The organism is Bacillus cereus group sp. BfR-BA-01311 (assembly GCF_022664295.1).
Lineage (GTDB): Bacteria > Bacillota > Bacilli > Bacillales > Bacillaceae_G > Bacillus_A > Bacillus_A cereus.
Genome location: NZ_JAKUHC010000005.1, coordinates 414,599 through 439,563, shown reverse-complemented (window position 1 = coordinate 439,563; position 24,965 = coordinate 414,599). Strand labels below are relative to the sequence as shown.

Sequence of the window (24,965 nt, the reverse complement as noted above, 5' to 3'; positions counted from 1 at the left end):
ATAATAATGATAGGTATAACCTATCATTATACTTGAGGTGATTCCAATCGAATTACGACAACTTGAATACTTTTTAGCTGTTTCAAAAGAATTACATTTCACAAAAGCGGCTGAAAAATTAAATATTTCACAGCCTTCACTAAGTCAACAAATACGTGCATTAGAGCATGAAGTAGGAATGCCACTTTTCGATCGAATTGGTAAAAAAATATCATTAACTGAAGCAGGGAAGATTTTATTATCACATAGTAAAACCATTTTTCATGAAGTCGAACAAGCTCGTTCAGCTATTCAAGACCTAAACGGATTACAGCAAGGTTCCTTAACAATAGGGGCTTTGTTAACCGTCGTAAATTATTTACTACCACCAGCTATTTTAAATTTTAATAATTTATATCCCAATATAGAGCTTTCTGTATTAGGGCTTCGTACAGGAGATATTCGTGAAAAATTATTACAAAACGAACTAGATATTGGAATTACATTTCTCCCGGTGCAAGATAAAGAGATTATCTCCATCCCTCTATACAAAAGCGATCTTACATTGGTCGTGCCCACTGGTCATCGATTAGCTGAACGTAATCATGCATCTATTGCTGAATTACAGAACTACCCTTTAATTCTTTTACCTAAAAATTTCTTTTTAACCGAACTAATTACATCTCATTGTCAAAAGTTAAACTTTAAACCAAGGCCAATTTTAGAAATTAGTACGATGGAATCTTTAATCCAAATGGTTTCCAAAGGAATGGGAATTACAGTGTTACCCAAACCATATATAGACTTTTTACAAAATAAAAACATTCAAGCTATTAAAATAGAAAACCCTACTCCAATAATTGAAATAGGGCTAATTTATAGAAAAGATAAATATATGTGTGCTGCAACTCGAGAATTTATTGAGCAACTAAAAATCACAGTACGTTCTTTCCAAAACTAAACAAAAGAGATTATCCTATGAAACCGTTTCACAACAATTTAGTAGAATAATCTCTTTTCAAAACAAAGTAAACATTATATTTAACTCTTATAAACTTTAATGTACCTTTTTAGATATTGGAATATATTTAGTAAAATATGCACCAACTAGCAATAATACAATTGAAAATAACCAAGTAAAAGCACCGCCAAAATGAAACCAATATGCAAACATATTTAAGATTGCAAGTGAAAAGAAGCAAATAGAAGTTACCGCACTTTTCAATCCTTTTATCCCAGACTTTTTTCTCTTTTGATAAGCGATATACATCGCAATAATAAGAAAAAAGATAAGGACAAATGGTAACATAACTTTCAGCATTGGTAATCCCTCCAGTGTAAATGCACTCTTTACACTACCATATTATACCACATAGTACTAAAAAACTTTTATTCATTCCTGTTGTTTTTCACTATCTTCCCTTCACATCAGACCTCATCAAAGCTCTCAACTAATGATTATTTGCTAACTGATAATTGCCTTGTTAAGATTATGGTAATAATAGAGTTCCAAAATAAAGTGATTTGACATCCGATGAGCAAAACAATACATTGCCCCCACTTATAAGCAATCATCTAATTCATGAAATCAAAAAACTTATTTATCAAAATAAAAGGAGAATTTATGTATGAGTAGTTGCAAACCAATTGATAAATTAACTATTGAGGACCTAAAACAAAACCCCATTTGGGAATGGGCAATAGATGAAGAGGAAAACGAAGAACATGACGAAACATGGGTAAAACCAGCGGCAACTACTAATTTTACAGAAGAATTAAACGGTTCAATCGTACTAGGCGAATTATTCTTACATAATGGTGAAAAATTCCCTATGATGTGTGAAATTGATATTGAAGGTGACGAGGCCGTAATTCGTTCTGTTGTTTATTATAAGGAAGCAAAAAATGAGTATATTGCTATAGAAGATATTGTGAAAACGGTCGAAATGCCGTTATCGATTATTATTAATCTTACAATTCATGCAGAATCCAAAACCTTACGCTTCACTGCACATAAAGTAGACATTTATAAAAATTCAATAACGACTAATTTTAATTAAAGTCGGCCGAAATAAAGAAAACAATTATGAAATACAAACTGGGGAGTCATTAACGATTCCCCAGTTTTTTAAACTATATTAAAGTATCCCCTTTTCCACTAAAGTCTCTGCAATTTGAACTGAATTCCAAGCCGCACCTTTTAATAGGTTATCGGAAACAATCCAGAGGTGGAATCCGTTTGGCGTATCAGGATCTTTACGTATTCTTCCGACAAATGTATCTATTTTCCCTTCTGCATATAATGGCATTGGATACAGCTGTTCACTAGGGTTATCCTGCAAAATAACACCTGGTGCATCCATTAGTATTCCCTTGATTTCCGCAACGCTTGCTTCTTTTTCCAGTTCTATATAAACCGATTCTGAATGCCCCGATACAACTGGAACACGTACACAAGTAGCTGCCATTTTCAAGTTTTCATCTTCTAATATTTTCTTCGTTTCTTGAATCATTTTGACTTCTTCAAAAGTAAAATCATTGTCTGTAAATATATCTACTTGAGGCAGTACATTAAATGCTATTGGATAATGTTTTTTATCTTTTTTCACCGGTAATATATCACTCTTCACTTCTTCACCTGCAAGTATAGACTTAGCCTGCTCTCGTAATTCATGAATCGCATGAATGCCAGAACCCGATACAGCTTGATATGTTGAAACGATAATTCTCTCTAAACCGAATGATTTTCGAATCGGCTGAAGTGCTGTTACCATCTGTAGTGCTGAACAATTTGGAACTGCAATGATACCTTTATGCTGTTTTAAAGTGTGCGCATTCACTTCCGGAACAACGAGCGGTACACCTTGTGCCATTCGGTACTCACTTGTGTTATCAATTACAATCGCACCACTAGAAACTGCATGAGTTACAAATTGTCTAGATACTTCTCCCCCAGCGCTAAAAAAGGCAATATCTACACCTTCAAAGCTAGTTGTTTTTGCCTCTTGTATAATTATCTCTCGTCCTTTGAATCTTACTTTCTTACCAGCGGATCGTTTTGACGAAAGCAATGTAACTTCAACTATATTAAACTTCATTTCATTCTCTAACAGTTCAATAATTTTTTGCCCTACCGCACCTGTAGCCCCAACAACAGCTACATGATAGCCCTTTTTGATCATCTTTTCTCCTCCAATATCACCTGAATGAATATTTCTACAATTTCATTTTATACAGAATTTAATCATTTGGAAAATTAAAATACATGATATAATCATTCACAAATCATGATAATAAAAGAGGGATCGCTTATGGAAATGAGACATGTTAAAACATTTTGCGCCATTGTGAAGTATGGTAATTTTTCTAAAGCTGCGCACGCGCTAGGTTATGCGCAATCTACTGTTACAGCACATATGAAAGCTTTAGAGAACGATTTACATATTCCTCTTTTCGATCGGTTAGGGAAAAAAGTGCTACTTACAAAAGCCGGTCATCAATTTCATCCTTATGCATTAGAATTACTTTCAATATATGAAAAAGCGCAAGAAATCCCCCAAAATACAGATTATTTAGAAGGTACATTAAGTATTACATCTAATGAATCATTAGCGGTATACCGATTACCACAATTATTACGTACTTATAAACAGAAAAATCCGAAAGTAAATATCATGCTTGAAACGAACACAAATGAACAAGCATTACAAAAATTACGTGAAGGAGAAACAGACGTTGTCTTTATAATTGGAGAAAGTATAGAACATAATGATTTTATTACGCGTACTTTTAGTAATGAAACATTTGGATGGATTTTACCAGCTTATTCCTCTGCGCATACAAATCCATTCCAGTTATTACAGGACACCCAGTTCATTTTTACAGAACAAAGCTGCGGCTATAGGCCAATGGTAGATCGTTTTTTACGTCAAAGCGGGAATATTCCAGATAAAACATTTGAAACTTCCAATGTTGAAGTCATTAAACAATCCGTTATGTGTGAGTTAGGCATTTCAATTCTTCCTTATATCGTTGTACAAGAAAGTTGTCAAAAAGAACAACTATGTTTTCAGCCTATCGAAACTCCAACAGTTATTCAAAGTCATGTAATCTATCATAAATCTAGATGGATTTCCCCGGTGTTACAGTCGTTTCTTTCCTTACTTGAACGAGACTAAAATATTAAGACGTACATATAAAGAGAGTAATTGCCTAATAAGCAATTACTCTCTTTCATTAATTAGTATACTATTTATTAGTCTGTCCCCCACCTGCAATTAATTTACTACCTGAATATGTACCTTTGTTCATAAACAATTGATTAATTAATTCTTTTTGCTCAGCTTCCGACATTACTCCTTTTCCTTCTCCTAAATTCCCACTTTGTAATTTCCAAATCTTATTGTGATCCCCATCAACCTTTTCATATTTCCCTTGTTTCCATCGTTCTAAAATTTCTACATATGTACTTCCCTGCACAAGATCATTACTCTTTACAATATCAATTAAGCTTTCAATCCGCTCTTGTGTAATAAAAATATAGCCCCACTTTTGATCAGCTTTCGCTTTTTGATGTGCCATTTCATGTAATGCTGTCTGTATGTTCTCATCTGTCCATTTAAAATTTTTATTAAAACCACTATTTGGCAATGAATAATTGCCATTCTCTAAAAGCTTTGCATCTTCTGCTTTTACGTTACTATCAGCTAATACTTCTACTGCTGGAGCAGCTGGTGATGCCTTTTTCGCAGCTGGTTTACTATTATTTAAATAATGCAGCATACCATATGTTAAACCTACTCCGATTACCGCCATACCAGCTATAACACCTATTATTTTCAAAAATGTTTTCATCTCACTTGTTTCCTCCCAAATATCTCTGTTCTGACTACCTAATTATTTCTTATATAAAAACTGTTACTTCATTCAAAATATCGCATCCCCTATCATATTATTTATATATACTTGCTCATATTGTATTTCTTTTCCTTTAAAATTGAAAGATTATTCTGTTAAATAATGAAAATATTCTACAAATTTTCCCTTTATATTTATAAAGAAACAAAAAAACAACGAGCGCGTTCTACAACACTCGTTGTTTTTACTTTATGCACGATTTTCTTTTAACCACTTCGTAATCGCATCTAACCTCGAAACATCAAAACGTCTTTCTTCACACACGTTCAAATTTTTTGAGTTTCTCACTATTTCTAATTCATTATTTCTTACACTTTTCGCCTCAATTAATTTACAATACCCATCTGTAACAGTATTTAAATTTTCATAATAACGCTGAAACGATTTTGATATATGTAAATGTTTTTCAAAGTTTCTTCTTCTTTTCGTCTCATCAGATACTTTCCGCTTTCTAAGTTCTTCATCGTTCGTATATAAATAAAAATATTGATCCGGAAAACCAATTTCCCTATTTATCATCTTTTCTTTATAAAAATTTTCTATTAAAGATAATGGCTGATTAAATATATCAAAATGAAAGCACCAATTATAACTAAGTGGTTGATATATATCCCCATCGAGTATTACTAATTCATATTGCTCTGACTTCTGAACAGCTATATTCCAGCGCTCAACTTGTTTTTCAAAATACCATGTTCTATGTTCATTTTTTGGCCTTTCAAATAAAGAATTCACTTCAGGTATTATATAAGCACCATAATTCTTTTCTAATTCACGGCACGTGGTACTTTTACCAACAGCGCTTGCTCCCTCAAATGCTATTATCCCCATAGTTTCCCCCTCTTTCATTAACTAAAATTTCGTTGTTTCGCTTTTCTTCCCCATAACTTTCTCCATAAAACAATTGAAGCGATAGTGAGCATGATTGTTGTAATGATACTACCTTCAATTCCGAACGTGCCTCCATGAAGGAATTCAGGGCCATTTGTTGCAGGTTTAAATAGCGGAGTTGAATATATGGTCATCCCACTAACTGCAAAACCGTAGACGTTATATTGTGCCCAATTCCAAATGGAATGCCATGCGCAAATCCCCCACAGACTACTGTCTTTTAAAACGTAAAAAGCTGCAAATACACCAACTAATATTATATTCGATATTGAAAGAATTGTAATACCTGGATTAAGTAAATGAAGAAAACCAAATAAGAAAGACGTCACAACAATCCCAACCCATATACGACTTCTAACAGAAAGAACCGGGAATAACCAACCTCGTACAATAATTTCTTCCGTTGCCCCTTGTATTAAAAATGCAACTAGAGATCCTACTATTCCTACTATTACTGTTGAGGTAATATGTTGTACTTGCAATTTCACACTCCCCATTAATAATAGTAGAATAACTGGCATTGAAATAAATACAAACCCTATTAACGCACCTTTTAAATACTTTCTCATCCATTTCTCTTTCCAAAAGCCAATGGATGAAAAAGGTCTTTTTTCTACAAAACGAACCCATATAAATAAAATAAATATAGCTCCGCCAAACGTTAACACCATTCTAACATTGTCATAAATACCTTTCATGAATATCGTTTCAGCTTTTGGTAAAAATAACATAAATAACATAAAAAGTTCGCCTAAAGTCAAAAATATAATGGCTAATATTACAGCAAAGACTGGATGCACCTTTTTTCTCCCTGCTTTTGCTGCTTCAATTATTATAAATGAATTATTTTTCACTTTCTTTTCTCCTTTTATAATATTTAACTACTACCAGTCAACAACCATATTTTGCCATAAAAAATGCAATATTAATATTTACTCTAAGTTTTTCTTACATGATTTTGCATAAATCCAAATTAGGAATAATATATAAATAAAAGAGGTGCCTTTGTGCCTTTACTATTATCACCCAGATTACTCAGTGGTATTACCAGCACTTGCTATTTCCAACCATTTGTTGTAAGATAGTAATTAAGGTCAATTTAACACTATATTTTCTTTGCATATTATCAAGTATCAATCAGGGACATTTTGTATTCCTTATGGGTTTTTGATAATATGTGAACTTTTATTTTCATTCAAATAAGGCCGATCATATTGTAATTTTTCTACTTTTAGGAGGCATTACCATGACATTAACAGGTAAAGTAAAATGGTTTAACAGCGAAAAAGGTTTCGGTTTCATCGAAGTTGCAGACGGTAACGATGTATTCGTTCACTTCTCAGCTATCACTGGCGACGGCTTCAAGTCTCTTGACGAAGGTCAAGAAGTTAGTTTCGAAGTTGAAGAAGGTAACCGCGGACCTCAAGCTAAAAACGTTGTAAAGCTATAATTCAAACAATAAAAAGGTTGTTACCAGCAAGGTTAACAACCTTTTTAATATATAACTAAAATTTTTTACATAAAAGGAGTGGTTACATGTATCGCAATCGAAAGAACGATGTAGCAGAAGTACCACCAGAACAAACCCCTGTTTGGGAATGTGAATCAGAGGATTGTTTAGGATGGATGAGAAAGAACTTTTCATTTGAAGAAGAGCCTAAATGCCCTTTATGTAAAAGTAGCATGAAAAGCGGAGAACGTTTATTACCTAAATTAGGTTAATTTATAATAAAAAAAACCTCTTTTAATTAAGAGGTTTTTTTTATTATAAATTTATGTCCTCAATATCAGTTCGTACTATAGAATACAATAATGCATCGTGTTGCTTATTTCCTTGATGAATATATCCACGCAATAGACCTTCCTTTTGGAAGCCAATTTTAGATAACATTCTACAAGAAGTATCATTTTCAGGATATGTAATAGCTCCAATTCTAAACAAACCTAAATCTTTAAATCCATAATCAATAATTTCTCGAGCTGCTTCCGAAGCGTAACCATTTCCCCAATAACGAGGATGCAGATCATATCCAATCTCAGATCGTTTACTCCATAATTGTAAATTGTTTAGTCCAATTGTTCCTATTAAAACGTTCGTTTCTTTTAACACAATTCCCCATCGTATTGCCTTTTTCTCAAAGTAATTTTTTGAAAAAGATTCGATCATACGTGAAGCTTGTCCAAACTCCGTAAAAGAATTCATACCGTAATAACACGTCACTTCATCCAATGAAAAGATTTCATATATTTTTTGACAATAAGATTGTTCTATTTCAACTAAACGTAAGCGTTCTGTTTCTAATATAGGAAATGCCATAGGATCACTCCTTTCTCTCTACTCATTCATTATATCAGAAAAAATATGTATAATTAGTAAAGTCCTTATTGTTCCATAAATCAAACATTTCTAATGGCGCATTCCCTCTTTATTCTATATACACGAATTGGATACCTTCTGATTGCGATTCAAACATGACGCTATAATTTTCATAAATCAAATTTTAAATTATCAAGAACTGTAAAGAATTTGTTCCTTCATTTTTTCCTTCTAAACAACCACCCTACCCCATAAATTTATGGTAAAATATAGTTAATCCATTTTACGCTATGGAGGTGTAAAAATCTATGTATATATTCATCGGCTTATCCCTCTTACTCATATTACTTATTTTTTTATTCGCAAAAAAATTCACACCAAACTCATTCATGATGACTAGCTTTAAAGGCAATGGCTTTAAGACATTTTCAATCGGTATTTTAATCGCTGCCATACTCTCACTTTCATATGGAACTTATCATGCAGTAACATATCAACCTAGTTATTTAGATATTAAATTAAAAAATCAAAACTATACTGTTTTCGGTAATGTAGGCGAATTCGGTTATTTCTCCGAAGAATTATTAAAAAAAGATACAGAAGTACAACTATATTTCGTCTCTTGGAAAACAATAAAGTTAAAAAATCCGGTAATACTTATAGAATATCCTTCAGGAAAACAAGAAACATGGAAGCCAAATATCGTATCAATACCGGTAAATAAATTACAAGAAAAACTTGATATAAAAGATATTTATCAACTATCACCGTATTCATTTAAAGAGTCTGGAGAAATAATATTAACAATAAAAGAAAACAATGCAAAAAACAATACAATTTCCATTCAAATAAAATAAATAAAAACTGTTCCTCCATTTTGCTGAAGGGACAGTTTTTATTTATTCTACAGTATTATTTATTTAATGTATCCATTATTTCATTGGCTATATTCTTTCCATTTCCAATACACGCACCAATTCCAACACCATAATATGAGGCACCAGCTAAATATACATTTGGATAAAGATTCGTCATTTTTTCTTGTAATGCTTGAACCGCTTGATTATGTTCTAAATGATATTTCGGCATTAAATCTTTCCAATTTGTAACTTCAACTACTTCTGGTTCACCTTTAATTCCGAGACTCTTTTCAATATCATATAAAGCGACTCGTACTAATTCTTCTTCACTGTAATTCTTGATTGTTTCATATACCGGATTGGTACTCTTATAAAACATTCTAACTAATAATTTTTGTTTACCCGATGTATGTTTCCACTTTCGACTTGTCCATGTACAAGCATCACAATGTAAATCACTGTTTTCCGTTACAATAAACCCCGTACCATCAGCTGGTAGTTGTTCATCTAGTATGTCAAATCCTAAATAAATACTTATAAGAGATGAGTTTTTAAATGTATTAAACTGCTCATTTAACTCATTAGACTGTAATAAAGTTTGTGCAATATCATGTGGAGCTGCTAAAACAACATAATCAGCTTGTATTGTTTCATGATTTGCAAAAGAAATCTCATATCGATCTTCTTGTTTACTTACAGCCGTCGTTATAGCACCTTTTTTTACGACAGTTTCAATCAGCACTTCTTCTAATCGATTAATTATCGTAGATAGTCCACCTTTAAATGATACGAATTTTTTATTTCCTGCTGATTGAAATTGTTTTTTATTCTCTTCAAAACCTTTAATAATACTTCCATACTTATTTTTATAATCCAGTAAATACGGTAATGTAGATGCCATTGTAAGCTCATTCAATTTACCAGAATATACGCCTGAAAGCACAGGAGCAATTTGTCTTTCCACTAACTCTTTCCCTAAAAAGCTTTCTAAAAATAAAGCAAGTGATGTATCTTTCGTAAACTCTTTATTTTTCGTTATGAAATCTTTTAAAGCTACGATTTTCCCCTTCGTTGAGACTAGCGTACTGCTAAACAACGACTGGGCGCTCATCGGTATCCCAAATATAGTATCAGAAGGAATCGGATGTAACATGTTTTCAGAATATATGTAAGAAATACCTGTTTCATTATATACCATTTCATCTTCTAAATTTAAATCTTTTACAAGTGGCATAACGTGTTCATTACGAGCAACGATTGAATCCGCCCCTGACTCCATAATGAAATCCTTTTCTTCCACACTATGGATTTTACCACCTAAATACTCTTCTTTCTCAATAAGAATTAAATTTAAATCGATATTATAATCCTTTTTTAATTTTTCTAAATAAAACATAGTAGAAAGTCCCGTTATACCTCCACCGATAACAACAACTGTTTTCATATGTGCTGCGCTCCTAACCGATACAATTAATAATTCCTTTTTATTATAACCAAAAGTCCTTATATTCGACTAGCAAGTTGCGCATTCTGTAAGAAATTAGACAATATATTTTAATATATTTTCAAATTACCTAATAAAAAAGAACTATAACATTTACAAACCCCGTCATAGTTCTCTTTATTTTAAAAACATAAAGTAATTGATTAATTTGTCTAGTTCTTGACTCAATGCCAATACTTTTTCATGTTGAATTCCATAATCCGATACTAAATATAAAAGTTCTTCTTTTTTTATTTCAATTACTTTTTCCAATTTCGCTAGTTCCATGTCGTTTTACATCTCTCCAAAAATAAAATGTATGTATTTCAGTATAGCCTACTTACATAATTAGTAAAAGTAAAATACACATGTAAAATCTTACATATTTGAAAAAATAATATACTACTAACAAAAAAAGAAACTAGATTAAACATCCTTTTACAGATCATTAACGTTCATTAAGAATGAATAACATAACGGAATTTTTCTAATGTGATATCTTTATAATTTGGAGCTCTCTGTATATGATTAAAATAACTATATGAGAATTTAAATACATGACCAAAATCCCAATCGAATTCACTATAGTCTTTTATCCAAAATATATTTTCAGTTGGTAAAATATTTGCACGTTTAGATTGAATTAAAGGTAATCGATCTATAGGTGAGTGTAAAGTTATTTCCGTATTCAGCTTGAGCTTTTGGCTAGCTCTTAGTACGTATACTAGTTTTAACAGCGGACGTATCCCTCGTTGAAATATATCTATATGTCCTAAATCGTACATTATATTAATTGCGTGGGAGTATGTAAGCAAATGCCCAATTAAATCATGATGTGATTCCGCTCGATAAATACTATTAAATTTCGATAACTCATTTAAAATGAACTGAGATACTTGTGTTGGATTACTCAATTCACTTTGTATCTCCTCTTCAAAACTTAATTGTTTTACTTCTTTCGTCGTATAACCAATCCACGATCTACCTGGAATTGTTTTTCGAAATGATAAAATAAGAGTAGTAATCTCTTCAATTGCTTGATTATCACCCCATTTTTGTAGCTCTTTCATAGCTAATAAACTTAATGACGCATAAATGACGTTATGCCCCACCCAATGAAGCTCATCAATCGTTTGTTCTAAAGATTTTATAATCATATTTTCCGCAATTTTAAAATCTATTTCTTTTTTATCATCAATCATCTCACCAATTTTTTTCTTGTTCAGCATCATCCTTGTTTGCGAATACATATTACGAGCTGTTTCTTCATCAATATTATTATCTTTCATAAAAAAATAACTAGCAATTGCAGCTGCTCCAAAATGTGCATGCCAAATATCATTTGTTTCTTTTTTACATTGAGAAATAATTGAAAGACCGCCTTTCAAAATACTTTTTTCCATTTTCTTTCTCCCCTATTAAAAATCACTATATTTTCATCCTAAAGATGGTGTCAGTACAAATAAAATGTGATTCGATTCATCACTTTTATTCAAAAATCGATGCTTCACATTCGGTGGAATACGTACAACATCGCCTTCTTCTAAAAAATATTCTTTTCCCTCCAATTCCACATACACTTCCCCTTTCATAATAACAGCAATCTCTTCCTTATCTTCATGGGAATAATGGCTTTCTGTTGTGTTTGCTCGTTTATTTAAATCCATCATTAACATTTCAATACGTGCTTTCATAAAATCAGGTGTTAATACATCATATACAATGTGATCATTGTTTTCCCGATATACTTTTTTTCGATCTTTTTTCTTAGAAATGAGCGAATCTGTATCGATATCATTAATAAAAAGTGTAAACAGCGGTACATTTAATGCTTTTGCAATTAACTCCAAAACATTTAAAGAAGGATTAGCATGTCCTCTTTCAATTTGGCTAATTAGTGATGTACTAATTCCTGCATAATCAGCGAATTCACGAATTGTCATATTATTTTTCTTACGATAACTTAATACTGTTTGTCCAAGCCTATCATGTATCATAGTAAAACTTCCTTTCATCCATCATAATGCATATTTCATTGTCTTTGTGCTGACATACTAAACAAAGGCAAATAATCCTTTCCTATTATCTCCGGGACTTATATACTTACCTTTGTACATTATATCGTATTAAGTTTATTATAATAAACATTCTATAGGAGGGACAAACTTTGAAATCACCTATTCTTTCATATTTCATCTTATTTTTTGGTGTATTCGCCTTATCAACTTCAGCAATTTTTGTAAAATTGGCAGATGCTCCTGCGACAATCATTGCTTTTTACCGATTATTCTTTGCCACACTGATCCTGTTACCGTTATTACTATTTAATAAAAATAGTCGAAATGAGCTAAAAACTTTAACGAAAAAACAATGGACATTCGGATTCATATCTGGGCTATTTTTAGCTGCACATTATGTACTATGGTTTGAATCATTACAATATACTTCTGTAGCAAGCTCTACAGTTATCGTAACGTTACAACCTTTGTTCTCAATGATTGGTGGTTATTTTTTATTTAAGGAAAGATTTACGAAAGGAGCGGTTATTGGTTGCCTCATCGCTATTTCAGGTAGTATCATCATTGGCTGGCAAGATTTCCAAATTAGTGGAGAAGCTTTATATGGAGATATTTTAGCATTTATTGCTGCCGGTATCATTACTGCTTATTTTTTCATTAGCCAACACGTTCGTAAAGATTTGTCACTTATACCCTATTCAGTAATTAGTTATGGAAGTAGTGCTGGCTTTCTTGGCATATTTGCTTTCACGCAACAAGAATCTTTCATCCATTACTCTACACAAACTTGGTTGTGCTTTATTGGATTAGCTTTCATTGCTACAATTTTAGGACAAACCATTTTTAATTGGTTATTAAAATGGATAAGTGCTACTGTAATTTCAATGAGTATTTTAGGTGAAACAATTGGCACTTGTATACTAGCGTACTTTATATTACATGAGACCATTTCTTTACAACAAGGACTAGGAATTACCGTTATTTTTATTGGTTTAGTATTATTTTTATTGCAGCCAAGTTCTAATAAAAAAGCATGACAGTATACTGTCATGCTTTTAACTATTCATTATGTACAATTAAACCATTCGGTCTAAAACGACTCATCATAATTTCATTAATAAACTTTCCATGAACTTTCAAATTCCCTATCTTTACTCCCTCTTCTACAAATCCAAATTTTTCATATAAAGCTTTTGCTTTTGGATTCGTTTCTAACACACCTAGTTCTACTCTCTCTAACATTAACCAATTATCAGCCAAATCAAGCATCTTCGTAAGAAGTGCTCTCCCAATTCCTTTATTATGATATTCACTGTCTACCCCAATGAATAAATCGCCTGAATGAGATCTTCGGCCCGGACTTTGTGTTAAACCTACAAACCCAACAACTTCTCCATCATATTCTGCAACAAATTCAAATTGATTTGGTGCTAAATTTCGAATTCTATTTTCCATAGCCTCTACACGCATGCTAGGTAAGAAAACCATATACGGTAAAACATCATCCTGTATACATATACGATGAATTGCTCTAGCATCTTGTATTTCTACTGCTCTAACGTTGATTCCCATCTTTCTCTCCTCCATATAAATAACAATATATTTGTGTGTATTCTAGAAACGTTCACGAATGACCTTCTCGCCCAGATTTCTTTATGTCATTTTTACATAATTATTTCGATATAATACTTAATTTCCAAAAAGATTAAAGACTATATATGGATATGGATTTGGTTAACTTTTCACCTTGTTATATAAATCAAGCAAATTTTCAATCAGAATACCATTTAGTTTCATGCCGACTATATCACAATTTTCTATTTCAATATTTTTCAGATTACTATTACTTATAGTGCTACATTCCAAATCACATTTATCGAATACAATAGGTTCCTTCTCATCTCCGAGACTTGTATTTTTAAATTGCACTCCACCTAAAGTCACCAAATTAAATTTACTACCAGAAAGATTTAAATCTGCATATGATGACCATCTAAAATTTATATTTCTAAACTTGGATTGACTTACATTACAATTACTCATATTCATATTCATTATATTGCTACCAACAAATGAACTGTTTTTTAAATTCACTTGATAATACTCTGTATTTGCTAAATTACAGTTTTCGTATTGACTATTTTTCATATCTTTATTTGTAACTACACTCGCTTTGTTTGAGCTTGTTTTTATTCTTTTCACGTAACAATACTCATCTTCCGATTCAAAAATCATTTGGTAACCCATCTTTTTATAAAAGTGATGATTGTTAATTTGTCTACTAGATGTTTCGAGATCCCAAATCTTTATGTTCGGATATTCCTTTTCTATTAATTTCATAACATGTGATCCAATTCCTTTTCCTTGATAAACAGGATCTACAAAAATACGATCAATTCGACCGTACGACTTACCAGAAATCGTAACTATTATCCCTCCGATTATTTCTTTATCCATTACAACTTTGAAAGAATCCAATTCTTCAATGGAATATTCCATCATTTCAACTGAAGAATATCCTGGCGGTTGAATGTTATAATCAATGACATCATCTTGGCCATATAGCCATTGTTTTGCTTCTGCATCAAATGTTCTTTTCATTATTTCTGTTAACTTCTCAGCATCTAAAATTGTAGCTTTTTCTATAGATATTTTCGTCATTTTCGTTTTCCCCTTCATTATTACAAACCAACCATTTTTGTGAATGGCATAATTATCAATTCACTTTTGTTTTTAATGCTTTTCCCATTATTACATATGGAACATCATTTTTACTTGGATGAAATGGTTCTAATACATTTACCCAATCTAATCTTTCATATAACGAACGTGCTTTTTCATTGTTTATTTGTGTTGTTAAAACACTCGTTCTATTTGGAATCCCTTCTAGTAATTCATTATGTAATTTCGTTCCAAGACCTTCATTTTGATATTGTGGGTGGACTGCTAACTCTACAAATTCAAAACAATCTTGTAACCATTCGTCTACTTGCTCTAGATGTAACGCTTCTCTCATTAATTGATTATAGTACTGTCCCTCGATTGAGCGATAACCATAAGTAAAACCAACTACTTCATTTTCATCATTTATTGCTACTATACCTTTAAAACCTGTATATTCTATATGCCTATTCATTCGCTCGATCATTTCATTGAAATTTGTTTTCTCAAATACTTTACAATACAAATTTGCCATATTCCCAATTAGGATCTCATCTTTTTCAATGCTTATGAATTTCACTTTATTACCCCCTATTAAAACATTTATATCCTTAAATTCTTAAAAACAAAGAAAATTAACACTAATCACTCTCTTTACTATTAAACTACAAATCACCCTATATTTTCCACGATTACTTAATATTAATGAATAATAAAAAGAGACCATGTAATATAAACATGTTCTCTTCTTTTATTCATTTTCAATTTTATCCCGCTATTTGCCGGGCAGTAAGACCCCCACCTCAAAATTCAGCGAAAGCAAAGAAGTTAGGTGGGGGTCGGGCTAATAATCAGCGGGGGCTGACACCCCACTGATTAAAGTTTCACTTTATATAATTAAAAATTAGATATTACTTAAGCCACTCGTTGCAAGTATTACTTAACTGCTGTAAATCTTCTATAAATTGACTCGCATCATATCCATCACAAACCGAATGATGTACTTGTAATGAAACTGGTAGCATAACCTTGTTTCCTTCGTTAAAATATTTCCCACAAGTTATAATTGGCAATAGAAAATTTTCATCATTATTAATATTAAGATTAAATCCAGTAAAACTAGTCCAAGGTATGCTAGAAATAGGAAATACATTAGGCGGAATATTTTCTTTCGTGAAAAGACCATGAACATTAGCATAGCATCTCATATCGTCTTCATAATTATTATAGAAAGTGCGGAAATCACTTGAATAATCCGTCCATATACTTGAAAAAGACTTATCATCTTTATGAAAGATTGTATAACTCGGTATCATCTCCTCCCAATAGCCTAAAACTCCTTCATCGTTAAAACATGTTCGAAATTTTTTATGATTATTTACTACTCTAGAAATTAAATATATAAAAACGGGATAAAATTTTATTCCCTTTTGATATACTTCCCCTAATAACATCGTGATATCAACATTCACAGTCATACTAAATGTACATTTCAACTTTAAATAATGCTCAAAATACTGATCTCTATTCCAATCTTCTCTATCAATTACATGGAACTTCATTCTAATAGCCTCCTAAAATTTTCTTTTTATTTTAGAAGGCTAATTCCCTTGCTTTCACCATACTTGTTCACTCCTAACAGTTTACAACTCACCCTAATTATTCATTTAATTATATAACATATTTGAGACTCCCACGACTAAAGTCGCAAGCCCTAATCCTTACGGATTGACGGGTGGGATTCTTGAATGACTAAACGTTCGCAGTCCATTTCTGTTTTGAACAGACTTCAAGATGAGGGCATCTCATTGCCCCTCCTAAGACAGTGCGTATAGCATCTTAGGCTGATTGACTGTTACCATCAATCACAGTTGCGTAGCGAATATTCATCGCCCCAACAATATCACGATGTTTCTCAAATCCACATCGGCACTTGTATTTTCTGTCTGGTGCTTTGTTCTTTTCAGAACATTTCGGACATGTTTGACTTGTATAAGCAGGGTTCACATATTCTACCTTAATACCAACTAAATTCGCTTTGTATTCAATGAATTGTGCTAAACGATAGAATGACCAAGTGTGTAGATTTTTCTCGTTTTTACGGCTTGTTCTTGCCGTCTGTCTAATATTCGTTAGTTGTTCTAAACGAATAACAGAAATGTTATTATCAGTTGCAAAGTCAATGATTTCACGACTTACTTTGTGGTCTTGGTCTTGCATCCATCTTTGTTCTTTATCATCAAGTTGTCGAATGGCATTTAATTTCTTATTTTCACCTAACTTCTTACGAACACTACGAAACTTACGTTTCATATATTTGTTTTGTCTACCATTGCCGAAGAAACGAACTTTCTCATCGTCTGTGATGGCTACCGCAGGGACTTTAAGACCTAAATCTACCCCTAAAATCTTCGTTCCTGTTTTTTCATTTGTAGGAATTGTGACAGATATTTGAGCAATCCACTTATTAGATTTCTTCGTGATACGAAGTGTACCTAACTTGTGTGTTAACAAATTAAAATTGCGATTATATTTATCAGTTAATAAAGCACGAACCTTTAAGCGAGTTGATTTTCCATTTACCATGAGTGGAACTGAAATGTGCGTGAAGTCAAACGAATAGTTTTGATTGTTCCATACACAAACAGGTCTCTTTAGAATCGGAATAACTTTGTATTTACTTTTTTTCACCTTTGTAGAAAACACACTTTTAGCGTCTTTAATTGCTTGGTTCTTCACTGCGCTTGGAAGATTCGCTTCAACATCTTTTGTACTTTTCTTAGTGCTCTTCTTCGCTTCAGCCATTTCAGATACAAGTGTATTAATGACTTTGATATACTCATAGCTACTTTGTTCCAATAACTGAATTTGTTCTTTTGTTGGAAGCAATTTAACTTTGACTGTGATTGTTTGTGACACAATTTTCACCCCCTCGTCTTTTGATTTTCAACATACTGTTTAATTGTCTCAGTCGATACATTTCCAGCAGTAGAAACAAAATAGGAACGTGTCCATAGACTTGGCAAGTGTTGAAGATGAGGAAACTCTCCTCTCAAACGCTTCGATGTCACTCCTTTAATTTTCGCCATTGTGTCAGCAGGACTAAGTGTTGGTAGTGTATTTAAGAACAAGTGAACGTGGTCTTTGTCGCATTCCATTGCGACAATAGCAACATCCATTTCTCCGCATATTTCTTGAACCAACTCTTTGAAACGTTCTTCTACTTTTGTGTTAAGAAAAATTTTTCTTCTGTATCGCGGGCAAAACACAAAATGGTAGTTAATTAATGACACAGTTGTTTTGGTTCTTCTATAATCATTTATCATATTCACATTGTATCAGTTTTACTTTTAAACTACACCACAAAAGATACCAATATTTTGGATACTTAAAGTACCACAAACTTAGCGATTTTTAGTGGTACTCCGTATCCAACCTCACTTTCATCCCATGTCTAAAGGCGATGGGCTTTCCCGTTCGGAAAGGGCTGTAAGAATCAATTCACATATTTCTGGAAATCCATCCACATACTATAGATAAATCAAATGAAATTTGGAGGATACATACATGAATAACAAAAATATGAATAAAAAAGAAAATGTTACTGAAAACACTACATCTATTCAAAATAATAATACTGCAAATCTTACTATCGAAGAACAAGCAATGAACGGCTTATACGGAATGCCCGAAACAACAATTGAAGATGCTGATCACGCTGCAGCTGATGATTTAACTTCAAAAAATTAATTAACTACATTGAAAAAAGCCAAGGAAAATATCCTTGGCTTTTTTAACTATGCATCCACCTTTTGTATTTCTTCACTCTTTCTTGAAAGTTTACCTGGCCAAAAAGCAAATCGGCCTAACACAACTGTAATTGCGGGTACAAGTAACGGTCTTACGATAAATGTATCTAGTAATACGCCAATTGCAGTTACAATACCAAATTGAACTAATACTTGAATTGGAAGTGTACCTAACACTGCAAAAGTTCCTGCTAAAATTAAACCTGCCGATGTAATAACACTACCTGTTTGTATTACACCATTTTTTACTGCATCCAAGTGATTTTGTGTCTTTCTGTTTTTCCATATTTCTGAAACCATAAAGATATTATAATCTTCACCTAAAGCAACTAAAAATACGAATGCGTACAACGGTATCGCACCTTGAATGGCCGGCGCTCCCATACCGTAATGAAGTAATACCCATCCTGCTCCTAACGCTGAGAAGAATGATAAGACAACAGTTACAATTAAATAAACCATTGCAACAACCGATTGTAAATAGACAAGTAATAGTAAAGCGATAATGCTAATCATTACTGGAATAATTACTGATTCATCACGTTCCGTAATTTGCTTTGTATCATATAATGAAGCTGTTTCCCCACCAATCCATAATTGTTCTTTAGCTTTACTAATTCCAGCATCTTTTAATACTTTTTCCACACTGTTTTTCAATTTAGGGATTTGATTTAACGCTTCAATTGAGTATGGATTTTCTGCTAAAGAAACTTCATACATTTGTATTTGCTTATTTTCTTTTCCCTCTTTTGGCTCTTTCACTGTATTTACGAAAGAAAATTTCTCTAGTTCTTGTTTAATAGGAAGCTCTTTTCCTTTCGTATCAACAACAACTTTTATTGGTGCTAGTTCACCAGCTGAAAAATGATCACTAATTAACGTAAAACCTTCGCGTGAAGGCATATCTTTTGGAAACGACTCTAATAAGTCATATGTGTATTGAATACGTGGTACGAATGAAGCCAATCCACCTAATACAAATACAGTTAGCATAATTATTGTCCATGGTCTTCGTATTACAATATCTCCAAGTTTTTTACTAAAAGAGCCTTTTGATTTTTTAACTTTTACAGCCCTCTTTTTCTTTCTTGCAAACTCCTCATTCATTGAAGTTGTTCTCGGTATAAACGGGAAAAATGCAATTCTACCGAAAATTAATAATAGTGCTGGTAAAATCGTTAAAGCCGCGATTCCCATTATAAATACAGCAACACTAAATGGTACTGCAAATCGATGAAAGGCACCATAATGAGCAAGTAGTAATGTTCCTAATCCAAGTACAACAGTTAACGCACTCATTATTATTGCACCGCCAGATGCTTTAATCGCAAGTTGCAATGCTTTATATTTACTTTCTTCTTCTAACAAGTACTCTCTATATCTCGAAATTAAAAATAGACAATAGTCCGTTCCAGCGCCAAACAATAATACTGTCATAATTGATATCGCTTGGGCATCTACTTTAATCCATCCGTGATCAGCTAAAAAACCGAGTGTAGGACTAATAATACCGTATGCAAAGCCAACAACAAGTATAGGTAAAATCGCTAAAATTGGTGAACGATACAGTAAAATTAACAAAACTAACACTAGTAGTACAGTAGCCACTAACAATTTCACATCTGCTTGACTAAATAAACTAACTGCATCTGTTTGAATGCCTACAGGTCCTGATAATCGAACATGTAAACCAGATTCACTTATTTTTTGTTTAAATGGATCTTCATCCACCTTACTATTCACTATTTTTCTAAACTCTTCAAGATTTCCTTTTAATATATCCGTACCAGCAGATTTATTAAAAAATACCGGTGTAACAAATGATGTACCATCTTTTGACGCACTTTTTGATAATACTTGCTCTGGAATTGTATCAAATGGTGGTAACGTTGATTGTTCTTTTAAAGGACTAGATTTTAACTCTTTATAAACATCTTGTATAAGTTTATAATCCTGTGACTGTAATCCACCATCTCTATACCATACTACTAACAAAGGATTCCCTGCATTATTCGGAAACTCTTTTTTCATAAGCGCTTCCGCTTGCTGTGACATAGCTGTTTCAGGTAAATTTTTCGGATTCGGTTCTTTCGTACTGTTTACTTGTGGTAACGTAAATGAAAGTAATAATGTAATAAGAACCCACACCGATAAAGTGATCCACTGCGTATTTCTCCCTGCTACAAGCCTCCCTAACATATGTAACGGGTGCTTTTTCATAAAAAACCCACCTTCCTTTTTTTCTCCACTATTAATTATATATACTGGTCGGTTAATTAATCAAGAATGATTGAAAATTATGTTATAATTATCTCAATCATAAATGTCAGGAGCGAATGTATTTGGAACAAAAACAACGTCCTCTCGGAAGGCCGCGTCAAAATAAAAATACAAAATCTACAAAAGAAACCATTTTAGAAGTTGCAACCCGCTTATTTCTTACACAAAATTATCAAGTCGTTTCTATGGATGAGGTCGCAAAAGTTTGTGGTGTTACGAAAGCAACTGTCTACTATTACTATTCAACAAAAGCCGATTTATTTACCGCTACTATGATCGAAATGATGGTACGTATACGTGAGAATATGTCTCAAATACTCTCTACAAACAAAACTTTAGAAGAAAGATTATTAGACTTCGCTAAAGTTTACTTACACGCAACGATGGATATTGATATGAAAAATTTTATGAAAGATGCAAAACTGTCGTTATCTGAAGAACAATTGAAACAATTAAAAAATGCTGAAGATAATATGTATGAAGTACTAGAAAAAGCACTCGATAATGCTATGCACATCGGAGAAATTCCGAAAGGAAACGCTAAATTTGCGGCTCATGCTTTCGTATCTTTATTATCAATTGGGAATTTTAAAGATGAAAATCACAATCCTATTCTTGCAAATATAGATGAATTAGCACAAGAAATCGTTTCTTTTTATTGGAACGGATTAGGACGTTAAAATTACATGGGTTTCCTTTAATAAAAAAGCATGTTTGTATTTCTTCAAACATGCTTTTTTATCATTTAAGTGTTTTATGTATATACCAATAATTAGACTACACTTTAGCATCCATTATCAAAAAATTATTATCTTCGACTTTTACAAATTTTGAAGTTGAATCTTTATATTCCCCTTACTTAATCCCCCGTGGTAACAAACTACAGATTTAATATCTAGATTTAAATACTTCTTCAAAGACTCCTGCGCTTCTTTAATATTTAAAGTTGTTGGGGCGTGAATTCCTCCTAACTTTCCATTCACACTATACATCGAGTCTCCTGCAATAAGAGTTTTACTTTGTTTCAAATATAAACTAATATGCCCCGGAGTATGCCCTGGAGTATGGAGAATTAGTATTCCACCGCAATACGGAAGTTCTTGCCCGTCAATCACTGTGCCACTCACTTTTCCTTTTGGTGGATTCTCTACATGTACATCTTTCAATAAAGGTAAATCTCCCTCAATATATGGCTTATCTAACTCGTGCGCATATACTTTAATATCGCTTACACCATTCTCCAATACATCAGGAAGGCTACCTATATGATCTATATCCTGGTGTGTCAAAATCACAACTTTTAGCTTATCAACAGATACCCCAACTCTCTCCATCTCTACTTGTATATCTTCGAATTGTCCAGGAAAACCAGTATCTATTAAAACTGCCATTTCATCATTCCATAAAAGAATTGGGTGAATGATAAATTCTTGAAATTTAAGTTGTAACATTTCTACCCCTTCAGCAATCTCCATACAGCAATTCTCCTTTATAACTGAAGTTTGAAAATATGTACGAGTAAACTGAAAATATAAAGTACCGCTATCTCATAATATGTTTTGTCATCCCAATAGAGAATGCTTCAAACCCAATAGATTCATAATAAGATTGCAATTTTTCCACACACATAAGTTGCGGAATAACCTTGTTTTGTTCGCAGTGATGGATTAATCGTTTCACTATGTCTTTTCCAATACCAATATACTGATACTCCGGCATTACACATACACCGCAAATAACACCTGTTATTACACCATCTGATATAACACGCCCCATACCAATTAATTGTTGCTCTTTAAATGCGTATATTGCATACCAACTTTGTTTACACATTTGTTCTAATTCATTCACTGTTAATTTAATAGAATTCCATCCTAAAGATTCATATAAAGCTAATAATTCATTAAATTTTGTAGGATGTTCACTTGTGTAGTGTATACTATTTTTCATGTAAATACTCCCTATTCTATAGTTTGTTAATGTTCCATAAAATTCTCCTTATGAAAATTGCGATTGACGTGAAAATAACTAGAACAAACTTCAATAAGAAAGATAGAATTCCTTCTCAATATAAAATAAAAAGAAGTTATCTCACTTAAGATAACTTCTTTTTATATAAGACTCTCATTATATTATCAACCAAAAAATATACAACTGCATACAATTAGCACAAACAAAACTAATAAACCATTTGAGAAATAACCCATTGAATACTACCCCTTTATTAAATTATGTAAAAGATTTTATCATAAAATGATTTACAACTTAATAACTGAAAAAGACATTGTATTCATTAGTTATATATGTTTAGTAATATTTTATTTTCGGGTATATTCTGCTTAACTTAAACCACTTCCCATTCCCTTATACTTAAGTTCTGATAACTTCAGAACAATACATAAAGAAGACCTCAACTTATTGACGTCTTCTTTTCAACTACACTAATAGCTAATTCACGTTTTTTTTCGAATATATATAGACCCTTCACTAACAGAGACATATATGAAATGCCTTCCCCAATACATAAACATCTATAATCTGATTATTAACATCCTTATAGCCTTTAAATCTCATCCTCAGTTATTCTAATAGCTCTCTTATTCGAAAAGATATTTTTAAAAATTCCTACTCCAAAAATTAATAAGCCTATACCAACTAACTTATTTATTTGTAATGGGACGATCTCCATTCCGAACAATCCAAATGTATCAATGCATAATGCAACGACCAATTGAGTAATAAGACTAATTAGCACCGTATATGCTGGACCTAAGCTCTTTATTGCACCCATTATACAAATAATTAACCCGATGCCAAACAGTCCACTTACATAAAACAAATAATTTGTAGTATACACTTTAATGTTAATACTGTTTTCTGTAATGATATAAAATAGAATAGAGCTAATGAGACCTATTCCAAGGACACATGTAGTCGTTAACCACTGTCCTACATTTTCATTTACTTTTGCATTAAAAACAGATTGTACGCTAATTAATATTCCCGCTAATATAGCTAAACTAAATCCAATCAAAATCTTCCTCTCCCTTTCATTGCTCATATATATTATCTTTAGCGACTTCCTTCATTCTAGAAAAATCTTTAATTACAATAACTACATTACTCTTTTCAATTAGTTTTTCATTATAAAATCTTTGTAATACCCGAATTACGTGCCTATAACTTACCCCTATAAAATCTGCAATACTCGTTACTGAAGTTGCATCCAAATCCCCTTTATACATATTCCCGTTACTATCTGTTGAAATTGAAAGCAAATAACTAGCTACACGTACTTCTACAGGATAAAGTAAATTAAGAGCAGTAAAACGAGTCGATATTTTTAACGTGTTGGCAATGTTTTCAAGCAAGAACTTCATAAATATAGGATCATGTAATAACTTGTTTCTAATAACCGTATTAGAAATAGAGATTGCTACAACATCTGAACAAGCCTCAACGACATTATGTGCTTTGCTATTTTGAATTAGTTCAATATCACCAACAATGGCCAATGGATTGATAAAGCGAAGAATTAGTTTCTTCCCTTCAGGTGTAATCGTATAAACTTTTACTTTCCCTTTAACAACAAAATATAAACGATCCATTTCGTCATCTATATTGCAAATAAGCTCGCCTTTTTCAAAGTGATTTAATTGAAAATATGCTGTATCTATTTCTGAAAAAACCTCGAGCGTTTTATTGATTTTCAAATAATGCGTAATTAAACTTGATCTATTCTCCATATTC

General features: G+C 32.3%; 30 protein-coding genes. 9 read left to right on the top strand and 21 right to left on the bottom strand.

Translation table 11 applies throughout. The features are described 5' to 3' along the window. Positions 1-37 precede the first annotated feature (37 nt). A complete protein-coding gene (locus tag MR136_RS15425; RefSeq protein WP_242259513.1) occupies positions 38-940 on the top strand; it encodes a LysR family transcriptional regulator in 903 nt (300 codons plus the stop codon). A gap of 96 nt (positions 941-1,036) precedes the next feature. On the opposite strand, the gene MR136_RS15420 is transcribed toward MR136_RS15425, so the two are convergent. Continuing rightward, positions 1,037-1,300 carry a hypothetical protein gene (locus MR136_RS15420; RefSeq protein WP_061457180.1) on the bottom strand — a complete coding sequence of 88 codons (264 nt, stop codon included), beginning with the start codon at positions 1,298-1,300 and terminating at the stop codon, positions 1,037-1,039. A gap of 307 nt (positions 1,301-1,607) precedes the next feature. Here MR136_RS15420 and MR136_RS15415 point away from each other — a divergent pair, with 307 nt between their 5' ends. Further along, positions 1,608-2,039 (top strand): hypothetical protein, encoded by a 432-nt coding sequence (locus MR136_RS15415; protein WP_000093107.1) that lies wholly within the window; start codon positions 1,608-1,610, stop codon positions 2,037-2,039. Positions 2,040-2,117: 78 nt separating this feature from the next. On the opposite strand, the gene MR136_RS15410 is transcribed toward MR136_RS15415, so the two are convergent. Continuing rightward, positions 2,118-3,161: an aspartate-semialdehyde dehydrogenase gene (locus MR136_RS15410; RefSeq protein ID WP_000591709.1), complete on the bottom strand. Its 1,044-nt coding sequence runs from the start codon at positions 3,159-3,161 to the stop codon at positions 2,118-2,120. Positions 3,162-3,290: 129 nt separating this feature from the next. On the opposite strand from MR136_RS15410, the gene MR136_RS15405 reads away from it, so the two are divergent. Next, positions 3,291-4,157 (top strand): LysR family transcriptional regulator, encoded by an 867-nt coding sequence (locus MR136_RS15405; protein WP_098584005.1) that lies wholly within the window; start codon positions 3,291-3,293, stop codon positions 4,155-4,157. A gap of 70 nt (positions 4,158-4,227) precedes the next feature. On the opposite strand, the gene MR136_RS15400 is transcribed toward MR136_RS15405, so the two are convergent. The 3 genes from MR136_RS15400 to MR136_RS15390 all read right to left on the bottom strand — a co-directional run bounded on the left by MR136_RS15400 (position 4,228) and on the right by MR136_RS15390 (position 6,641). Beyond that, positions 4,228-4,833 carry a PRK06770 family protein gene (locus MR136_RS15400; protein ID WP_000846980.1) on the bottom strand — a complete coding sequence of 202 codons (606 nt, stop codon included), beginning with the start codon at positions 4,831-4,833 and terminating at the stop codon, positions 4,228-4,230. 252 nt (positions 4,834-5,085) lie between these two features. Beyond that, positions 5,086-5,745, bottom strand: coding sequence for an AAA family ATPase (locus tag MR136_RS15395; RefSeq protein ID WP_119683340.1), 660 nt, complete (start codon positions 5,743-5,745; stop codon positions 5,086-5,088). Continuing rightward, positions 5,745-6,641 carry a CPBP family intramembrane glutamic endopeptidase gene (locus MR136_RS15390; protein ID WP_242259512.1) on the bottom strand — a complete coding sequence of 299 codons (897 nt, stop codon included), beginning with the start codon at positions 6,639-6,641 and terminating at the stop codon, positions 5,745-5,747. Before MR136_RS15390 ends, MR136_RS15395 begins: the two co-directional genes overlap by 1 nt. 392 nt (positions 6,642-7,033) lie before the next feature. On the opposite strand from MR136_RS15390, the gene cspD reads away from it, so the two are divergent. Continuing rightward, the gene (cspD, locus tag MR136_RS15385) at positions 7,034-7,237 is read left to right on the top strand and encodes a cold-shock protein CspD (protein WP_000176366.1); all 204 of its coding nucleotides are present in this window, start codon (positions 7,034-7,036) and stop codon (positions 7,235-7,237) included. Positions 7,238-7,323: 86 nt separating this feature from the next. Next, complete coding sequence (locus tag MR136_RS15380; protein ID WP_000286203.1) at positions 7,324-7,509, top strand: cold-shock protein; 186 nt, start codon at positions 7,324-7,326, stop codon at positions 7,507-7,509. Between the two features lie 43 nt (positions 7,510-7,552). Here the strand turns inward: MR136_RS15380 and MR136_RS15375 are convergent, their stop codons facing one another. Beyond that, on the bottom strand, positions 7,553-8,104 hold the full coding sequence (locus MR136_RS15375; RefSeq protein ID WP_000885396.1) for a GNAT family N-acetyltransferase: 552 nt from the start codon (positions 8,102-8,104) through the stop codon (positions 7,553-7,555). A 308-nt stretch (positions 8,105-8,412) separates the two neighbouring features. Between MR136_RS15375 and MR136_RS15370 the strand changes: the two genes are divergently transcribed. Then, positions 8,413-8,961: a hypothetical protein gene (locus MR136_RS15370; protein ID WP_119683339.1), complete on the top strand. Its 549-nt coding sequence runs from the start codon at positions 8,413-8,415 to the stop codon at positions 8,959-8,961. 55 nt (positions 8,962-9,016) lie between these two features. On the opposite strand, the gene MR136_RS15365 is transcribed toward MR136_RS15370, so the two are convergent. The 4 genes from MR136_RS15365 to MR136_RS15350 form a co-directional block, all read right to left on the bottom strand. Continuing rightward, positions 9,017-10,408, bottom strand: coding sequence for a protoporphyrinogen oxidase (locus tag MR136_RS15365; RefSeq protein WP_061457176.1), 1,392 nt, complete (start codon positions 10,406-10,408; stop codon positions 9,017-9,019). 177 nt (positions 10,409-10,585) lie between these two features. Further along, the gene (locus MR136_RS15360) at positions 10,586-10,735 is read right to left on the bottom strand and encodes an aspartyl-phosphate phosphatase Spo0E family protein (protein WP_000417698.1); all 150 of its coding nucleotides are present in this window, start codon (positions 10,733-10,735) and stop codon (positions 10,586-10,588) included. A 170-nt stretch (positions 10,736-10,905) separates the two neighbouring features. Next, positions 10,906-11,850, bottom strand: coding sequence for a hypothetical protein (locus MR136_RS15355; RefSeq protein WP_061457175.1), 945 nt, complete (start codon positions 11,848-11,850; stop codon positions 10,906-10,908). 33 nt (positions 11,851-11,883) lie between these two features. Beyond that, positions 11,884-12,444, bottom strand: coding sequence for a helix-turn-helix domain-containing protein (locus MR136_RS15350; protein WP_000581031.1), 561 nt, complete (start codon positions 12,442-12,444; stop codon positions 11,884-11,886). A 170-nt stretch (positions 12,445-12,614) separates the two neighbouring features. Here MR136_RS15350 and MR136_RS15345 point away from each other — a divergent pair, with 170 nt between their 5' ends. After that, on the top strand, positions 12,615-13,502 hold the full coding sequence (locus MR136_RS15345) for a DMT family transporter (protein ID WP_061457174.1): 888 nt from the start codon (positions 12,615-12,617) through the stop codon (positions 13,500-13,502). A gap of 22 nt (positions 13,503-13,524) precedes the next feature. On the opposite strand, the gene MR136_RS15340 is transcribed toward MR136_RS15345, so the two are convergent. The 6 genes from MR136_RS15340 to tnpA all read right to left on the bottom strand — a co-directional run bounded on the left by MR136_RS15340 (position 13,525) and on the right by tnpA (position 18,452). Beyond that, entirely contained in the window at positions 13,525-14,037 is a 513-nt protein-coding gene (locus MR136_RS15340; RefSeq protein WP_061457173.1) for a GNAT family N-acetyltransferase, read from the bottom strand. 162 nt (positions 14,038-14,199) lie between these two features. Then, on the bottom strand, positions 14,200-15,144 hold the full coding sequence (locus MR136_RS15335; RefSeq protein WP_002025165.1) for a GNAT family N-acetyltransferase: 945 nt from the start codon (positions 15,142-15,144) through the stop codon (positions 14,200-14,202). A gap of 37 nt (positions 15,145-15,181) precedes the next feature. Then, positions 15,182-15,706 carry a GNAT family N-acetyltransferase gene (locus MR136_RS15330; protein WP_025689856.1) on the bottom strand — a complete coding sequence of 175 codons (525 nt, stop codon included), beginning with the start codon at positions 15,704-15,706 and terminating at the stop codon, positions 15,182-15,184. 331 nt (positions 15,707-16,037) lie between these two features. Further along, complete coding sequence (catA, locus tag MR136_RS15325) at positions 16,038-16,688, bottom strand: type A chloramphenicol O-acetyltransferase (protein WP_242259511.1); 651 nt, start codon at positions 16,686-16,688, stop codon at positions 16,038-16,040. Positions 16,689-16,965: 277 nt separating this feature from the next. Then, complete coding sequence (locus tag MR136_RS15320) at positions 16,966-18,045, bottom strand: RNA-guided endonuclease TnpB family protein (protein ID WP_000084148.1); 1,080 nt, start codon at positions 18,043-18,045, stop codon at positions 16,966-16,968. A 5-nt stretch (positions 18,046-18,050) separates the two neighbouring features. Beyond that, positions 18,051-18,452 (bottom strand): IS200/IS605 family transposase, encoded by a 402-nt coding sequence (gene tnpA, locus MR136_RS15315; protein ID WP_000606465.1) that lies wholly within the window; start codon positions 18,450-18,452, stop codon positions 18,051-18,053. Between the two features lie 241 nt (positions 18,453-18,693). Here tnpA and MR136_RS15310 point away from each other — a divergent pair, with 241 nt between their 5' ends. After that, positions 18,694-18,876, top strand: a complete 183-nt coding sequence (locus tag MR136_RS15310; RefSeq protein WP_001060657.1) for a DUF4021 domain-containing protein — start codon at positions 18,694-18,696, stop codon at positions 18,874-18,876. A 47-nt stretch (positions 18,877-18,923) separates the two neighbouring features. Here MR136_RS15310 and MR136_RS15305 read toward each other — a convergent pair whose 3' ends face one another. Further along, the gene (locus tag MR136_RS15305; RefSeq protein WP_242259510.1) at positions 18,924-21,155 is read right to left on the bottom strand and encodes an MMPL family transporter; all 2,232 of its coding nucleotides are present in this window, start codon (positions 21,153-21,155) and stop codon (positions 18,924-18,926) included. Between the two features lie 122 nt (positions 21,156-21,277). Between MR136_RS15305 and MR136_RS15300 the strand changes: the two genes are divergently transcribed. Then, positions 21,278-21,895, top strand: a complete 618-nt coding sequence (locus tag MR136_RS15300; RefSeq protein ID WP_061457170.1) for a TetR/AcrR family transcriptional regulator — start codon at positions 21,278-21,280, stop codon at positions 21,893-21,895. Positions 21,896-22,036: 141 nt separating this feature from the next. Here MR136_RS15300 and MR136_RS15295 read toward each other — a convergent pair whose 3' ends face one another. The 4 genes from MR136_RS15295 to MR136_RS15280 all read right to left on the bottom strand — a co-directional run bounded on the left by MR136_RS15295 (position 22,037) and on the right by MR136_RS15280 (position 24,961). Further along, the gene (locus tag MR136_RS15295; protein WP_000401455.1) at positions 22,037-22,690 is read right to left on the bottom strand and encodes an MBL fold metallo-hydrolase; all 654 of its coding nucleotides are present in this window, start codon (positions 22,688-22,690) and stop codon (positions 22,037-22,039) included. A gap of 67 nt (positions 22,691-22,757) precedes the next feature. Beyond that, positions 22,758-23,165, bottom strand: coding sequence for a GNAT family N-acetyltransferase (locus MR136_RS15290; protein ID WP_061457169.1), 408 nt, complete (start codon positions 23,163-23,165; stop codon positions 22,758-22,760). A gap of 613 nt (positions 23,166-23,778) precedes the next feature. Further along, positions 23,779-24,249 (bottom strand): DMT family transporter, encoded by a 471-nt coding sequence (locus MR136_RS15285; protein WP_000579024.1) that lies wholly within the window; start codon positions 24,247-24,249, stop codon positions 23,779-23,781. A 16-nt stretch (positions 24,250-24,265) separates the two neighbouring features. Further along, a complete protein-coding gene (locus MR136_RS15280; RefSeq protein WP_242259509.1) occupies positions 24,266-24,961 on the bottom strand; it encodes a Crp/Fnr family transcriptional regulator in 696 nt (231 codons plus the stop codon). Positions 24,962-24,965: the final 4 nt, after the last annotated feature.

Bases quoted from the DNA above. Each gene is read 5' to 3' on its own strand.
- MR136_RS15420 (WP_061457180.1), bottom strand. From the start codon at position 1,300: ATGCTGAAAGTTATGTTACCATTTGTCCTTATCTTTTTTCTTATTATT.
- MR136_RS15415 (WP_000093107.1), top strand. From the start codon at position 1,608: ATGAGTAGTTGCAAACCAATTGATAAATTAACTATTGAGGACCTAAAA.
- MR136_RS15410 (WP_000591709.1), bottom strand. From the start codon at position 3,161: ATGATCAAAAAGGGCTATCATGTAGCTGTTGTTGGGGCTACAGGTGCG.
- MR136_RS15405 (WP_098584005.1), top strand. From the start codon at position 3,291: ATGGAAATGAGACATGTTAAAACATTTTGCGCCATTGTGAAGTATGGT.
- MR136_RS15400 (WP_000846980.1), bottom strand. From the start codon at position 4,833: ATGAAAACATTTTTGAAAATAATAGGTGTTATAGCTGGTATGGCGGTA.
- MR136_RS15395 (WP_119683340.1), bottom strand. From the start codon at position 5,745: ATGAAAGAGGGGGAAACTATGGGGATAATAGCATTTGAGGGAGCAAGC.
- cspD (WP_000176366.1), top strand. From the start codon at position 7,034: ATGACATTAACAGGTAAAGTAAAATGGTTTAACAGCGAAAAAGGTTTC.
- MR136_RS15380 (WP_000286203.1), top strand. From the start codon at position 7,324: ATGTATCGCAATCGAAAGAACGATGTAGCAGAAGTACCACCAGAACAA.
- MR136_RS15375 (WP_000885396.1), bottom strand. From the start codon at position 8,104: ATGGCATTTCCTATATTAGAAACAGAACGCTTACGTTTAGTTGAAATA.
- MR136_RS15370 (WP_119683339.1), top strand. From the start codon at position 8,413: ATGTATATATTCATCGGCTTATCCCTCTTACTCATATTACTTATTTTT.
- MR136_RS15365 (WP_061457176.1), bottom strand. From the start codon at position 10,408: ATGAAAACAGTTGTTGTTATCGGTGGAGGTATAACGGGACTTTCTACT.
- MR136_RS15360 (WP_000417698.1), bottom strand. From the start codon at position 10,735: ATGGAACTAGCGAAATTGGAAAAAGTAATTGAAATAAAAAAAGAAGAA.
- MR136_RS15355 (WP_061457175.1), bottom strand. From the start codon at position 11,850: ATGGAAAAAAGTATTTTGAAAGGCGGTCTTTCAATTATTTCTCAATGT.
- MR136_RS15350 (WP_000581031.1), bottom strand. From the start codon at position 12,444: ATGATACATGATAGGCTTGGACAAACAGTATTAAGTTATCGTAAGAAA.
- MR136_RS15340 (WP_061457173.1), bottom strand. From the start codon at position 14,037: ATGGGAATCAACGTTAGAGCAGTAGAAATACAAGATGCTAGAGCAATT.
- MR136_RS15335 (WP_002025165.1), bottom strand. From the start codon at position 15,144: ATGAAGGGGAAAACGAAAATGACGAAAATATCTATAGAAAAAGCTACA.
- catA (WP_242259511.1), bottom strand. From the start codon at position 16,688: ATGAAGTTCCATGTAATTGATAGAGAAGATTGGAATAGAGATCAGTAT.
- tnpA (WP_000606465.1), bottom strand. From the start codon at position 18,452: ATGATAAATGATTATAGAAGAACCAAAACAACTGTGTCATTAATTAAC.
- MR136_RS15310 (WP_001060657.1), top strand. From the start codon at position 18,694: ATGAATAACAAAAATATGAATAAAAAAGAAAATGTTACTGAAAACACT.
- MR136_RS15305 (WP_242259510.1), bottom strand. From the start codon at position 21,155: ATGAAAAAGCACCCGTTACATATGTTAGGGAGGCTTGTAGCAGGGAGA.
- MR136_RS15295 (WP_000401455.1), bottom strand. From the start codon at position 22,690: ATGGAGATTGCTGAAGGGGTAGAAATGTTACAACTTAAATTTCAAGAA.
- MR136_RS15290 (WP_061457169.1), bottom strand. From the start codon at position 23,165: ATGAAAAATAGTATACACTACACAAGTGAACATCCTACAAAATTTAAT.
- MR136_RS15280 (WP_242259509.1), bottom strand. From the start codon at position 24,961: ATGGAGAATAGATCAAGTTTAATTACGCATTATTTGAAAATCAATAAA.